Origin of the sequence: Streptomyces sp. NPDC059851 (assembly GCF_042732005.1) — a bacterium.
In the GTDB taxonomy this organism is placed as follows: Bacteria; Actinomycetota; Actinomycetes; order Streptomycetales; family Streptomycetaceae; genus Streptomyces.
This window is the reverse complement of sequence record NZ_JBHWJJ010000116.1, coordinates 1-13,308: the sequence shown is the minus strand read 5'-3', so window position 1 is coordinate 13,308 and position 13,308 is coordinate 1. Positions and strand designations below refer to the sequence as shown.

Sequence of the window (13,308 nt, the reverse complement as noted above, 5' to 3'; positions counted from 1 at the left end):
CCCTTCCTGCACAAAGTTCAGGAACGTCCGGGGGCCGCAGGGGACCCTCCCCGGGAAGCCCGCGCCACGGCCAGGAGGAACAGCCCGCAGCCCGCCACCAGCACCCACCCGGGCCGGGACGCCGCCGCGAGCCCGCCCGGACCGGTACCCGCGACCAGGCCTCCCGCGAGGGCGATGCCGACCGCCGAGCCGACCTGCCGTGCAGTGGAGGTGACGGCCCCTGCCACCCCGGCCCGGGACTTGGGCAGGCCGCCGACCGCGGTGTCGGTGAGCGGCGCGTTGGCGAAGCCGAATCCGATCCCGATCAGCAGGTACGCCGTCAGGAGCAGCAGCACGCTGGTGTCCTGACCCAGCCCCACAAGGCACAGGCCCCCGGCGGCGGTGAACGCACCCGCCAGCAGCAGCGGACGCCTCGGCCCCACCCGCCCCACCAGGCTGCCGGACCACGGCGCGCACAGGGTCGCCCCCACCGCCATGGGCAGCGTTGCGAGGCCGGCCGCGAGCGGGGTCCAGCCGCGGCCCTGCTGCAGGTACAGGGTGGTCAGCAGCAGCGTCACGTTCAGCGCGACGAACACGGCCACGGCGCCCAGCACGGCCGCGGCGAAGGCCGGCCGCCGGAACAGCCCGAGGTCCATCAGCGGCTCCTCCCGCCGCAGCTCGACCCGTACGAATGCGGCCGTGGCCGCCGCGGCCACGGCGTACCCGGCCAGTGCCGGGGCCGAGGTCCAGCCGATCCGCGGCCCCTCGATCAGGAGCCCGACCGATACCGCCAGGGCCAGGGTGAGGAGCAGCTGCCCGGGCAGATCGATCCGTCGGGCCCGCTCACCGCGCGACTCCGGTACGAACACGGCGACCAGCACGAGCGCAGCGGCGATCACCGGCGCGTTGATCCAGAACACCGACCGCCAGCCGAACGCCTCGACGAGCGCACCGCCGGTCACCGGGCCCGCCGCCATGCTGATCCCGAAGACCGACGCCCACACGCCGATCGCCCGTGCCCGCTCCCGCGGATCGGGCATCGCGTTCACCACGATCGCCAGGGCCACCGGGCTCAGCATCGACGCCCCGACGCCCTGCAGGGCCCGCGCCGCCACCAGGAAGCCGAGCGACGGAGCGAGCGCGCACGCCACCGAGGCCACGCCGAAGACGACCAGCCCGCACCGGAACACCCTGCGCCGCCCGAAGCGGTCGGCGAGCGCACCGGACGCGATGAGGAGCCCGGCCAGCACCACCGTGTAGGCGTCCACGACCCATTCCAGGCTCCGGGTGTCCGCGCCGAGGCCGCGGCCGATGACGGGCAGGCCGACGTTGACGATGGTGGTGTCGAGGCCGACGAGGAACATGCTCAGCGCGCACACGGCCAGCACCGTCCACCGCCGGCGCGCACTGAGGTGGGGTGGGGGAGCAGGGGCGGCGGGGGCAGCAGAAGCAGCAGGGGCAGCAGAAGCAGCAGGGGCAGCAGCACGGTTCGCCGTGGTCACGGGTCCGCCTTCCGGTCGGGATCAGGTGCCGCCCATGCTCGAACCGCGTGCCGAAACAGCCCAGGAAACTTGCCGGAACCGCAAAACCGAGCCCGGTCCGGCCCTCAGTCCCACGCGTTGAAGAGCAGCCCCCCGAGCGTGGTGACGCCGTAGAGCCGCACCTGGCGCCACTCGACCGGGGAGAGCACCGCGGTGTCCACGCCGGCGAGCGGCACGGCGAGCTGTCCGCCGGTCAGGACGGTGAACCCGGCGGCGGCGAAGGCGCCTGCCCATGGGGGCGCGTCGAGGAACCCGTCCGGGTCCGCGTACCAGTCCCGGCGTTCCCGCACGAACGCGACCCAGGGCAGATGGGCGTGGCACAGCACGATGTGCTCGGTACGCTCCGCCGCGCCACCGTGGACCCCCACCGAAGCGGTGTGGAACGTACGCGGGTAGGCCCGCTCCTCCACCTCGCCCACCCGCCCGCAGGCGGCGCGGGCGGCCGCGTACAGGGCGGCGCGGAAGGCCCGCGGGTCCGTCTCCGGAAGCGGCAGCCCCTCCTGCGGCCGGAGGAATCCCGTCGCACCCCGCGGCAGCGCGAACACCCCGTCCACCTCGCCCGGCCCGTCGTCCGCGTCAGCCATGCTGCACATTCTGAGGCACACGCTCCGGTCGTCCCGGCACCTTACTCCCCTGTGACCCGGCTCCGTGCGGGCAGTCGGCCGGCCGCTACGGCCCCGCGTCGCTTTCTTGCAGACCGGGTGCGCCGCGGTACCAGCGGGCCACCGCGGGATGCGTGAAGGACCACCCGTCCGGTCCGACGCGCAGGATGTCCGGACCCGTGGCCTCGTGGAGCAGTGTGTGCACCAGGTTCGGATACAGGTCCCACAGGACGAACCGGGAGGCGAACACGGCGCGCACCCAGTACCCGGTCACGGTGACCGAGAGGAGGACCGGCAAGAGGAAGAGGAGGGCGAACAGGGTCGCGCTCGGCGACATGGACACCAGGTACACCAGGAGGAAGAGCAACGTGAAGGCCAGGTCGCCCAGCAGCCACAGCGGATCCGTGCGGCGCACCGCCTGCTCCGCACCCCACACGGCCACCCAGGTCGGCACCGCGGCAACGGCCAGGAGGACCGAGCTCGGCTCCATCAGGTGGTTCATCGCCCAGGCGAGGAGCAGTACCAGTCCGGCGGGGACGACCCGCACCAGCAACTGCCCGGCGCGGCCGACGGGATCGGCGCGCGACGCCCTGCGGTCCAGCCGGTGCCGCAGGTAGCCGTACCAGGCGAGTCCGATCAGCATCCCCAGGAAGGATGCGGAACCGAAGTCCGGGTCGGACGACTCGTACGGGCCGTGCCGGGCGGCATCGGCATCGGCAGCGGCGACGAGGAAGAACGACAGCAGGCCCATCACCGCGGCCTGGATGCCGGCCCGGCGTCGGGAGGGGCGGCGGCCCCGGTAGAGGACGCGCAGATCGTCGACGGGCCCGCCCTCCTCGTGCTCGCGGCCGGCCAACAGGTGCAGGACCGCGTGGCGGCGCCGCCCGTGCAGCCGGCCCGGGTGGTGGCGGTACGGCGGCAGGGCGCCGAACAGGTGCTGCACCAGGCGGACCTCCAGCGATTCGGTGGTCGCGTCGTCGGCGATCAGCTCGGCGGGGTCGGCGCGCCCATCGGTGTAGAGCAGCCGGGCCGCGCAGGCCAGCATCGGGTCGGCGAGGACGGCGACGGCCGGAGCGTCCGGCCGGGCGGCCAGCGCCTCCAACACCGGCTCCCAGTCCTGCTTCTTGGCACGGGAGCGGGAGCGGGAGCTGCGCTGGATCCAGCCGCGCAGGTCCTCCACGCCGGCGGGGCGCAGCCGGACCGCGGCGCTGCCGGCGATGACGGTGTCGGTCTGTTCCACCGCACGGGCGAACTCCGCCCAGCCGCTGACCAGGACGAACGGTGCCTGCTCGGGCAGCCGGTTGAAGAGGTGCAGGGCGCCGGCGCGCTGACGCGGGCTCAGGGCGTCGAAGTCGTCGAGTACGGGCAGCAGGAGGTGCCTGCCCAGGAGGGTCCGCACGTCCTCGGCGGTGCAGCGGGTGAGCGCGTCCGCGATCCAGGCGAGGAGGCTGTCCGGTCCGTGCTCGGGCCGCCAGCCGCGCAGCGACACCCACACGGGGACCGCGCCACCGCCGCGGCCCGCGGTGAGTAGCCGCGTGCCCAGGTGGCGGGCGAGCTCGGTCTTGCCCGCTCCCCGGTCGCCGAGGATCACCAGCCGTCGGTGTCGGGTGAGCGCGAAGACTTCCGCGATCTGGTCGTAGCGCCCGCTCAGGTCGGTGGTGTCGGAGTCGGTGTCCGTGAAGTCGGGCCCGACGGTGGTGAAGCGCAGCGGGATCGGCGCCGGGTGGGCGTTGACCCCCCAGGGGCGCCGGTCGGGGGCCAGGGTCCGCCAAGCGTCCCGTTCCAGCAAGCTGGGGAGGGGCCCGGGGGGTGGGGCCGGTGGTGCGGGTTCTGGTGTCGGTGCCGGTGCCGGTGCAGCGGCGCGGGTGCCGCTGGCGGCCGGGGGCGTGGCAGGCCCCGTCGAGCCCGGCGTCCCCGCCGGGCCGCTGCCGGACGTCCCGTCGGCCGCCGCTGCGGCGACGGTCCGGGTGTGCTGGTGCTGCACCCGGGCCCGGTCGTACCTGGCGCGCCACAGGTCCAGGTTGGCGTCCGCCTCGCACGCCAGTACCCAGGCCTTGACGAGCTCCCAGCGCGGCAGGCTCCGCCCGGTCGTGGCGGCGCTGAGCGCGGCCTTGCTCCAGTGGGTTGCGGCGGACAGTTCGTCGAGGGTCAGCCCGGCCGCGGCGCGGAGCTCGCGCAGTTCCCGCGCGAGCTCCGCCAGGGCCGGGACGGTGGTGTCGACGGGCCGCTGTGGCCGCCCCTGCCGTCCCGTACCCATGCCGCTACCCGCCGGCCCGTACGCCGGGACCGGCCGCGCCCCCGCCGTCGCCCGGTCCCCCTTCACCGGTGATCCGGCGGGCGAGCTCCAGCGCGGTGGTGGTCACCATGACGACCACCGCGAGCGAGGTTGCCGGGGCCTGGCCGAGACCCGCGAGGACGGCGGTGACCACGGCCACCACCACGATGACGACGACCTTGACGACGAGGACGGGGGACGGGCGCCGCCCCCACGCCCACGGGGGGACGGAGGCACCGGAAGCCACGGACAACACCATGACGACGACTCCTTCGAACGACGGTCCGGATACGTGGTCGCAACACGCCTTCGTGGCACCGCAGTTGGCGCTGCGGTCCACTCGCGGGACGGAGACCCGTCCTGCGGGCGCCCCACCACCATGCCCGAGCGCAGCCCCAGCCGACACCGGCCGGAAAACAGCCCGAAGGCCGGCGATGTCCCGCCATGTCCGACCCGGTGAACAACTCCCGCCACCGATCCACCGGCCGTGAACAACTCCCCGCCCGGCATGTCCGTGCAGATCAGAGCCGTACGTCCGGCCGCAGGCGTTCACGAAGAACGGACCGCACTGAACAACACCCTCGCCGCGCATACTGCCCTTGGGGCGGATCCCTGAAGATTCGCCACCGCCCGCGCGGAGCCGACGGTCCGGATCCACGCAACCCGGCGGGGGTCGTTGGCGCGGCCCCCGCCTCTCACCTCCCGCCCCCCGCCACATCACCGGACGAGTGGGTGGCCGCTCACCAGACGAGGATCCCGCCGGCCTCGGCCTTGGCCCGCAGTGCGGCGGCAACGATGTTGTCGAAGCGCTGGGCCACGTAGTCGGGGTCGTAACCGCCCTGTCCGGCAAGGTGGCCGAGGTGCGGACGGATCGCCTCGCACTCGGCGAGGAAAGCGTCGATCTCGTCCCGTTCCACGTAGAGGTCGTCGCCGTCGAGGCGCGGGAAGAACTCGGCGCCCAGGGCCCGGAGCGCGTCGGACCCCCACAGCCGTTGCCGGGTGCTCTCGAAACCGGCCAGGGTGTGACCGTGCTCGGGGTCTTCCAGGAAGACGTAACCGCCGTCGGCGTCGTAGACGAAGGTGTGCACGAGGAGGCTCATGGGTTGATTCTCCCGAGCAGGTCGAAGCGCGTCGAACGCATTGTCGAGTCTGCCAGGGGCTCCCGGAGGAGCACCCGTGACCCGTATCAGGAGCCGAGGATCACGCCTCGGGACGCGTACGCCACGAAGTCGGCCCACGTGGTGGGGGAGAGGGCGAGCTGGGGGCCGTGCCGGTCCTTGGAATCCCGGACGTGGACCGCGGAGGGACAGGCGGCGACTTCCACGCAGTCGTCGCCGTCGCCGCTGCTGTAGCTGGACTTGTGCCAGGAGAGGGCGACTTCGACGCAGTCACCGGAGCCGCTGCTGCTGTAGCTGCTCTTGAACCAGGCCAGTTCTTCCGTGCTCATAGCGCTCCTCGGATCTCCCTCAACAGGCCCACGGAGTTCTCCAGGGAGAGGGCCTGTGCCCGCATCCTGGCATATCGCCGTTGGAGGGTGCTGACCACTTTGGGGTCGGAAATGAGCTGACCGTGCTCCTGCCCCTCGCAGTACGCGAACCACCGGGGATCCGATGTCTCCAGCAACTGCATCGGCCCCGCTAGCCCCGCATGTGACGCCCGCTCCAGCGGCATCACCTGGACCTCCACGTTCCGCAGTTCCGCGACCTCCAGCACGTGGTCGATGAGCACCCGGGTCACCTCCACCCCGCCCGTCTTCCGCCGGAACAGGTGTTCCTCCAGGATGAACCCGAAGGTCGTGTTCGGGCGCTCCTGGAGCAGCCGCTGCCGTTCCGCCCGCGCCGTCCACTGCGCCTCGATCTGCTCGTCGCTGAGTGGTGGCACCTGGTCCACGAACAGCGTGCGCGCGTACGGCTCCGGCTGCAAGAGGCCCGGGATCATGCGGCACTCGTACGTGTACAGCGTCACCGCCTGCGCCTCCAACCGGGCCCATCGCCGGAACCAACTGGCCAGGCCCGGCTGGCGGGACAGGTGGCGGGCCGCCCGTCGCAGCGCGCCCGTGTTGCCGAGCGCATCCTCCGCACGCTCGACGAAGTCAGGGTCGGGCATGCGCCGGCCCTGTTCGACCGAGGCCACCGTGTGCTTCGAGAAGCGCACCCGCTCCCCGAACTCCTCCCGGCTCAGCCCCGCATGCTCCCGCAGGGCCTGGACGACCGCACCGAACGTGCGCAGACTGTCCGACGCCTCCGGTTCCCCGCCGCCCGCCGGACCGCAGCCGCTGCCCGGCTCCCCGCCCGTGCCGCCCTCGTCCGTGTTCTCGTAAGCCATCCGGGCCACCTCCCGCGCACGTGCTCCGCAACGCTCCCGACTCCCCCATGGTCACGCTCGGTGACGCGTACTGTCCACCCTCCGTACGCGTACGCTGACCGGGCGTACGCACCACGCCCCTGGTGAACGCCCGCATTCCGCCGCCACATTGGGGCCATGACGCCACCCCCTGCACAGCGGACCCGGCAGACGCCGGTGACCGTACGTGTGTTCTGTCAACAGTTCAGTGCCACCCCGCGCGGCGCCCGGCTCGCCCGGTGCCTGGCCCTGCACGAGCTCCACACCTGGGGCGTTCCGGCCGGCAGCGACACCTCCGACGCCGCCGCCCTCGTACTGGCCGAGCTCACGGCGAACGCCGTCACACACGGCCGGGTGCCCGGCCGGAACTTCGAGCTCGTGCTCACGCTCGAAGCGGACGTGCTCCGGATCGAAGTCTCCGACGCCCGCGGCGAATGCCGACCCCCGGTACCGGGCGCGACCACCCCGCCCGCGCCGCTCTCCGAGACGGGCCGCGGCCTCCTCCTCGTACGGGCCGTGGCCACCCGCTGGGAGGTGCGCGACCGCCTGCCCATCGGCAAGACGATCGTCGCTGAACTGGCCCTACGGCCCTGAACCACCCTTTGCCACCTGACCCACTTCCACGGCCTTCAGGTGTACGGTCGTCCGGCGCGGTGCTCATCCGTCAGACGGGCAACGCCCTGTGTACGAGCGTCTCGTCAGTCTGCTCCGGAGCATGAAACGGAAGCGCGATCAGTCCTCGGGCCGCCCGCGCACTACCCGACTGGTGCGGCTTTGAAACAGTTCTGTGAAGCGGAAGATCCCAGTCCACTGCTAGGGTGACGTGCGCCCGTCAAGTCGGGCCCTTATTCATTCATCGCCACTTCAACGGGGGTTGAAACGTGAAGCTTCGCCATGTCCGCGCTGTCGCCGTCTTCGGTATAGCAGTCTTCGCTCTCACCGGCGCCCGCGGTTCCCACGGCGCCAGCTGCGGCGGCGGCCACAGCTCCAGCTCCAGCTCGAACTCCAGCAGCTCCGGCAGCACCAGCGGCGGCAGCAGCACCACGGGCGGCAGCAACGACACCGACGTCAACGTCACGACGGGCGGCACCACGGGCGGCACCTCCGTCCCGAACGGCTCCAGCCGTGACAAGGCCGAGCGGGACATCCGGATCGACGGGTGCAAGCTGGAGGGCAAGAACCTGGTCGCCCGGCTCACCGTCACCAACAGCGGCATGCTGGACTCCACGTACGACATCACCATGAAGTTCCGCGGGGACGCCACCTCCAACGCGAACCTCGCCCTGGCCAAGGTGACCGGCCTCAAGGTCGCGAAGGGGGCGTCCGCCAAGGCCGAGGCCACCACGCCGTACACCGGCAAGGGCGACGGCAGCGAGTACAAGGAGTGCGTGGTCGTCACCGCGTCGAAGTCCTCGCTCTGACACGCCGCTGCCCGGCGCGCCGCCGTACGGCACGCGCCGGGCAGGCTGCCGCCCCCACCCCACCCCACCCACATCCTCGAAAGCCGGGCCTGAGTACGCGTACTCATGCACCCGAGCAAGAAACGTCCGAGGCTGAGAGCCGGGGCGACGGGTGAGCAGAGCTGGGGGCGGGAGCGATGGGACCGACGCGGAGGCGTGGCAGGCGCGCCGGGTTGTGCATCGGCATGCCGGCCGCCGCAGCGGCGATGGTCGTGGTCGGTGCGTGCTCGCCGCAGCCGCAGCCCAGTATCGCGGAGCTCCGGGCCATGGCCACTGACGGCGACGCAGAGAGCAAACGGAACGCCGAGGAGACCCGCCTCCGCGGGCTCCTCGACCGGCTGGACCGCGTGGAGGGGCTGCACCACGCCTACACCGAGTTCAAGGACGGCTGCACCGGACCGGCGAAGGGGAACTTCAAGGAACCGGCCGGCGTTGACCTGCTGACCTGCGAGATGGGCCTGAGCGCCGTGTACGGGGTCGAGGGCGAGGTCACGGACGTGCTGCAACGCATCGGCGCCGCGGACGTCACCACCTGGCAGCCCGATCTGAACGGGCCCGGCAGCGCGAGCGGCGGCACGCTCGCATACGCGCTGGAGTACCACCGCATGCGCGGCGTGTTCCCGGACGGGACGTGGATGCCCGCACCGTCCCTGGTCTCGGAGGACCGGGGCCTGGTCATCACCTGGGACTACCCTCCGCTGCCCGCACACCCGGCCGCATCGAGCCAGGTCGAGGGCGCGCAGGTGCCGACGTGCCCCCCGGCCGGCCCCGTCCACTCCCGCTGCCGCATCGACCCGCCGCGACCCGACCCCGTACCGGCGGTCCGCGCCCGCTACGGAACGGTCCTCAAGGTCGTGATCGGCCGCCCCGGATCCCTCCCGTACTACACCGTCCCCCGCTCCCCGGCCCGATAGGCATCACTGCGGTCCGGTGCTCCGGTGCTCCGGTGGTCCGGCGGCTCGGGCGGCCAGTCTCTGCCGGCACTGCTCCGTGAGCTGCCGGAGGGACTCGCTGATGAGCAGGAAGAGTTCGACGGAGGACTCGAAGCGGGCGCCCGACGGGGTCGCCGCCCCGAGGACCTCGGCCCCGCGTCGCGCTGTGGCCGCCAGGGTTTCGTTCATCCGCGCAGCTGCGAGGAGGGACCGGATCCAGATGTCGTCATCGGTGACATAGCGTTCGCGGCGCTCGCCGGGGGTCCGTTCCCGCCTGAGCAGTCCGTGCCGTTCGAGGAAGGCGACGGCGTGCGAGACGGACGCCGGGCTGACGCCCAGCCGTTGGACCAGCTCGGCGGCGGTGAGAGCGCCGGAGTCGGCGATGTACAGGCGAGCCAGCACCCGGGCCTCCATCCGGGGCAGCCCCGACTCGGCCAGGAGGGCGGTGAAGGACTCCGTGAAGTCCTCCACCTCTCGGGGGTCGCGCCCGTGGCCGCTGTCGGGGACCGGTGGCGCCGGAGGTTGGGCTCCCTGCTTGCGCCGTAGCGCACGGTGCCGTGTCGCCTCCTGCGCCCGGTCCGCGCCGTAAGCCCCGGGCCCGCCGTTGCGGGTCACCTCCCGCATGATCGTCGAGGCCGGTCTCCCCAACTGGCGCCCGATCTCGGTGTATCCGAGCCCCTCCGCGAGCGCCGCGGCGATGTGCCGGCGGTCCTCACCGGTGAGTCTGCCTCCGGGCATGGGCCTCGTCTCCCGTCTTCCCGTTCGTCGGCGTGCGCCGGACCCGGGGCCCCGCGCGCTGCGCTGCGCAGTATGCATTCACCTGGAGCTCATTGCAATTCCCGCTCCCATCGCTCATTGCGTTCAGCGCCATGCTCATTGCAATGAAATCCTCTTAACCCCAAGCTATAAGCCCAAGTTGGCACCCTACTGCGTTGACGAATTTATGAACGCAATGTAGCGTCGCAAGCGTTCAGTGGTTCTCGAACATTGATGGCACGGGGAGATTCATGATGGGAAAGAGCAACGGCGGCTTCTCGGGAACGGGGCTGCGCAGGATGCGCGACGTGCTGGCACGGCACGTCGACTCCGGGAAGATCCCCGGGCTCGTCGCCCTCGTCAGCCGGGGTGACGAGACGCACGTCGAAGCGATCGGGACGATGCGCCATGACGGTGGCGCGCCGATGCGTCGGGACACGATCTTCCGGATGGCCTCCACGTCCAAGCCGCTCGGGGCCGCGGCGGCGATGGTCCTCCTCGACGAGTGCAGGCTGCGGTTGGACGATCCGGTGGACCCGTGGCTTCCCGAACTCGCCGACCGGCGGGTGCTTAAGCAGATCGACGGCCCCCTGGACGACACCGTGCCGGCGCGGCGGCCGATCACCGTACGGGACGTGTTGACCTGCACGTTCGGGCTCGGCATGGACCTGACGTCGATGGGCTCCCCGATCATGGCCGAGGTCTTCCGGCTGGAGCTCACCGGACACGGCGGGCCGCTGCCCGACCCGGACGAGTGGATGCGCCGCCTGGGCTCGCTCCCGCTGATGCACCAGCCGGGGGAGCAGTGGCAGTACCACATCGGCTCCGACCTGCTCGGCGTACTGGTCGCGAGGGTCACGGGCCAGTCGTTCGAGACGTTCCTGCGCGAACGGATCCTCGATCCGCTGGGGATGGAGGACACCGGGTTCCACGTGCCCGCCGAAAAGATCGACCGGCTGCCGCCCAGCTACGCGCCCGATCCGCAGACCGGCGAGTTCGTCGTGTGGGACGAGGCGGCAGGCGGCAGGTTCAGCGAGCCTCCGGCGTTCCAGGCGGGCGGTGGTGGAGTGGTCTCCACCGTCGACGACTACCACGCCTACTTCCGGATGCTGCTGAACCACGGGATGCACCGGGGCGAACGGATCCTGTCCCGGCCCGCCGTCGAGCTGATGACCACCAACCGCCTCACGCCCGAGCAGGAGGCCGTCCGGACCGCCCTGGCGCGCAACAGCGTCCACGTGTCGTTCGGCCAGGGGCAGCAGGGTGGCTGGGGCCTCGGGATGGCGGTGCGCACGTACCGCGGCGACTACGCGTCCATCGGCCAGTTCGGCTGGGACGGGGGAACCGGCACCACGGTGTACGCGGACCCGGCCGAGCAGCTCACCGGAATCCTGCTCACCCAGGTCGGGCTGTCCGTACCGGCTCCGGCGCAGCTCATCCACGACTTCTGGACCACGGCCTACCAGGCGCTCGACGACTGACGCCGAGCCGGATTCCCGGCAGGCCACCCGCCCGCCGGCCCTCAGCCCGCGAAGACCAACGCCCGGCCGCACGCGAAGTGCGGCCGGGCGTTGGTGTCGGTCGATCGGTCGATCGGTCGATCGGTCGGATGCGGTGGCGGCGCGGGCTACCGGCCGTCGGTCGACCCACCGGCCTGCGGAGGCGCAGGCGGTGCGGGGTACTCGGGCGCGGCACCGGTACCTGCAGCGGCCGGGCCGGCGGCAGTGGGGCCGGCAGTCGGGGCAGCGGCAGTCGGGTCGGCGGCCAGGTCGGCCAGGATGGCCTCGGCGAGGCCCTCACGTCGGATCCGCTGGTCGACGTAAAGCAGGGAGCTCACCAGCTGGCTGAACCCGATCTGGAACATCTGTCCGGCGGTGCCGCCGAGGAACATGAAGAACACGGCGACGCCCAGGGCGACGAACGTTCCGGTCGACGGGCCGCCGGCCTCGGGCAGCTCCGCCATCGCGGGAACCAGGGCGAACGTGCTGATGAAGTTGAACGGCATCTGCATCACCCAACCGATCGCCCCCGCGATCAGGCCGCCGAGGAGGGAGATGCCGAAGATCCGCCACCAGTCACCCCGGACCAGTGCCGCCGAGCGGCGCAGCGCGGTGACCGGACCCACACCCTCCAGGACGACGACGGCGGAGGACAGGCCGAACCGGGTGGTGAGCCAGACCGTCACGGGCAGCGCGGCCAGCGCCAGGGCCGGCACCAGGCCCAAGAGCGCGGGCCCGCCGTCGTCCGTGGCCGAGGCGGCCACCACCGCAATGCCCACCGCCAGCGCGGCGAGCACCGGAAGGCCGGCGATCAGGCCGGCGAGGATCATGGCGCCGGTCACCGCGGGAGTCCGCCGGACGGAGGCGCGCCACAGGGCGCGGAACGTGGTGGGGCGGCCCGTGACCGCCTCCTTGAGCAGCGCGGGGCAGAGCGCGGCGAGCACCGCCACGCCGAACAGCCCCACGAGGAGGAGCACGACGAACAGCACCCCGCCCGCGACGAGGAGCGGCCCGAGGTGCTCGGGGGCGGGGTCCTCGCCGAAGGGCGGGTTGAAGACGGGCTCGAAGTGGTCGAACACCGAGGCCACGGCGATGCCCACCGCAAGGCCCATGACCAGCAGCACGATGGCCATCACCGCCAGCATCACGCCGGCCAGTTGCTTCCCGTGGCGGCTGATGGTCCCGAACGCCCCGCTGAGTATCTCCCCGAGCGCCAACGGGCGCAGGGGTATCACCCCGGGCTGCGGCGCCGTCGGCACCGGGTAGCCCCACTGCGGGGCCCCGCCCCAGCCGCCGTACTGCCCTTGCCCCGGGTACCCGGGGCCCGCCCCCGGGCCGCCCTGCCCTTGCCCCTGCCCCTGCCCGCTGTTCTGCGTCATGCACATGCTCCGTACGTCGTCCCCCGGTGAAAGCCACAACATATCCCGGCAGGTCAACAGCCCTGCACCCGCAGGCAGACGGCCCGTCTCCTCCCGAGGGGCCGGACGGAGACGGGCCGGCGGCGCCGGGCGGTGCGGGTCAGCGGGCGGCGACCCCGAGCAGTGAGGCGAGGCCTGTACTGCTGGGCGGGCCGGCTGTGCTGTGGCCGCTGGGCCGCCCTTGGCTCGCCGTGACACGCCAGGCTGTCACCGGCTCCCGCGAGACCAGCCCGGCGGCGGAACCGGAACGGCCCGGCACAGAGCTCCACTCCCAGCCGCCGGCCGAGCGCGGCCGAGCGCGGCCGAGCCCGCCACCGCCCGCGACGGCCTGAATCGCCGGAATCGCCCGAGGAACCCACCGTGGAAGCGGATTCAGTGCTGGCTCCCGCAGAGAGGCCCGAAGGGGCCCCGTGCGGCGGGCCGGGTCGACGGGATACCCCGCCCCGGCCGGATGCCCGCCCCGGCGGGCCTACGGCCGGCGGCCCCGGGCCGTCAGCCCCCCG

Annotated in this window: 13 protein-coding genes; 4 read left to right on the top strand and 9 right to left on the bottom strand. The window is 72.5% G+C overall.

Annotated features, from left to right (window positions below; translation table 11 throughout):
• Positions 1-17: 17 nt before the first annotated feature.
• The 7 genes from ACFV7Q_RS29625 to ACFV7Q_RS29595 form a co-directional block, all read right to left on the bottom strand.
• Positions 18-1,358: an MFS transporter gene (locus ACFV7Q_RS29625; RefSeq protein ID WP_385432972.1), complete on the bottom strand. Its 1,341-nt coding sequence runs from the start codon at positions 1,356-1,358 to the stop codon at positions 18-20.
• 227 nt (positions 1,359-1,585) lie between these two features.
• Positions 1,586-2,104, bottom strand: a complete 519-nt coding sequence (locus tag ACFV7Q_RS29620) for a hypothetical protein (RefSeq protein WP_385432971.1) — start codon at positions 2,102-2,104, stop codon at positions 1,586-1,588.
• Positions 2,105-2,189: 85 nt separating this feature from the next.
• Complete coding sequence (locus ACFV7Q_RS29615; RefSeq protein WP_385432969.1) at positions 2,190-4,379, bottom strand: helix-turn-helix domain-containing protein; 2,190 nt, start codon at positions 4,377-4,379, stop codon at positions 2,190-2,192.
• A gap of 4 nt (positions 4,380-4,383) precedes the next feature.
• Positions 4,384-4,656: a hypothetical protein gene (locus ACFV7Q_RS29610; protein ID WP_385432967.1), complete on the bottom strand. Its 273-nt coding sequence runs from the start codon at positions 4,654-4,656 to the stop codon at positions 4,384-4,386.
• 481 nt (positions 4,657-5,137) lie between these two features.
• The gene (locus ACFV7Q_RS29605; protein WP_385432965.1) at positions 5,138-5,497 is read right to left on the bottom strand and encodes a hypothetical protein; all 360 of its coding nucleotides are present in this window, start codon (positions 5,495-5,497) and stop codon (positions 5,138-5,140) included.
• Between the two features lie 86 nt (positions 5,498-5,583).
• Positions 5,584-5,844 carry a DUF397 domain-containing protein gene (locus ACFV7Q_RS29600; RefSeq protein WP_385432963.1) on the bottom strand — a complete coding sequence of 87 codons (261 nt, stop codon included), beginning with the start codon at positions 5,842-5,844 and terminating at the stop codon, positions 5,584-5,586.
• Positions 5,841-6,722: a Scr1 family TA system antitoxin-like transcriptional regulator gene (locus ACFV7Q_RS29595; protein WP_385432961.1), complete on the bottom strand. Its 882-nt coding sequence runs from the start codon at positions 6,720-6,722 to the stop codon at positions 5,841-5,843. Before ACFV7Q_RS29595 ends, ACFV7Q_RS29600 begins: the two co-directional genes overlap by 4 nt.
• A 156-nt stretch (positions 6,723-6,878) precedes the next feature.
• On the opposite strand from ACFV7Q_RS29595, the gene ACFV7Q_RS29590 reads away from it, so the two are divergent.
• The 3 genes from ACFV7Q_RS29590 (at position 6,879) to ACFV7Q_RS29580 (ending at position 9,114) form a co-directional block, all read left to right on the top strand.
• On the top strand, positions 6,879-7,334 hold the full coding sequence (locus ACFV7Q_RS29590; protein ID WP_385432960.1) for an ATP-binding protein: 456 nt from the start codon (positions 6,879-6,881) through the stop codon (positions 7,332-7,334).
• A gap of 287 nt (positions 7,335-7,621) precedes the next feature.
• Positions 7,622-8,161, top strand: a complete 540-nt coding sequence (locus ACFV7Q_RS29585) for a hypothetical protein (RefSeq protein ID WP_385432958.1) — start codon at positions 7,622-7,624, stop codon at positions 8,159-8,161.
• Between the two features lie 224 nt (positions 8,162-8,385).
• Entirely contained in the window at positions 8,386-9,114 is a 729-nt protein-coding gene (locus tag ACFV7Q_RS29580) for a hypothetical protein (RefSeq protein WP_385432956.1), read from the top strand.
• Between the two features lie 3 nt (positions 9,115-9,117).
• Here the strand turns inward: ACFV7Q_RS29580 and ACFV7Q_RS29575 are convergent, their stop codons facing one another.
• Complete coding sequence (locus ACFV7Q_RS29575) at positions 9,118-9,870, bottom strand: MarR family transcriptional regulator (protein WP_385432954.1); 753 nt, start codon at positions 9,868-9,870, stop codon at positions 9,118-9,120.
• A gap of 272 nt (positions 9,871-10,142) precedes the next feature.
• Here ACFV7Q_RS29575 and ACFV7Q_RS29570 point away from each other — a divergent pair, with 272 nt between their 5' ends.
• Positions 10,143-11,369, top strand: a complete 1,227-nt coding sequence (locus tag ACFV7Q_RS29570) for a serine hydrolase domain-containing protein (protein ID WP_385432996.1) — start codon at positions 10,143-10,145, stop codon at positions 11,367-11,369.
• A 146-nt stretch (positions 11,370-11,515) separates the two neighbouring features.
• Here ACFV7Q_RS29570 and ACFV7Q_RS29565 read toward each other — a convergent pair whose 3' ends face one another.
• On the bottom strand, positions 11,516-12,766 hold the full coding sequence (locus tag ACFV7Q_RS29565; protein ID WP_385432952.1) for a hypothetical protein: 1,251 nt from the start codon (positions 12,764-12,766) through the stop codon (positions 11,516-11,518).
• Positions 12,767-13,308: the final 542 nt, after the last annotated feature.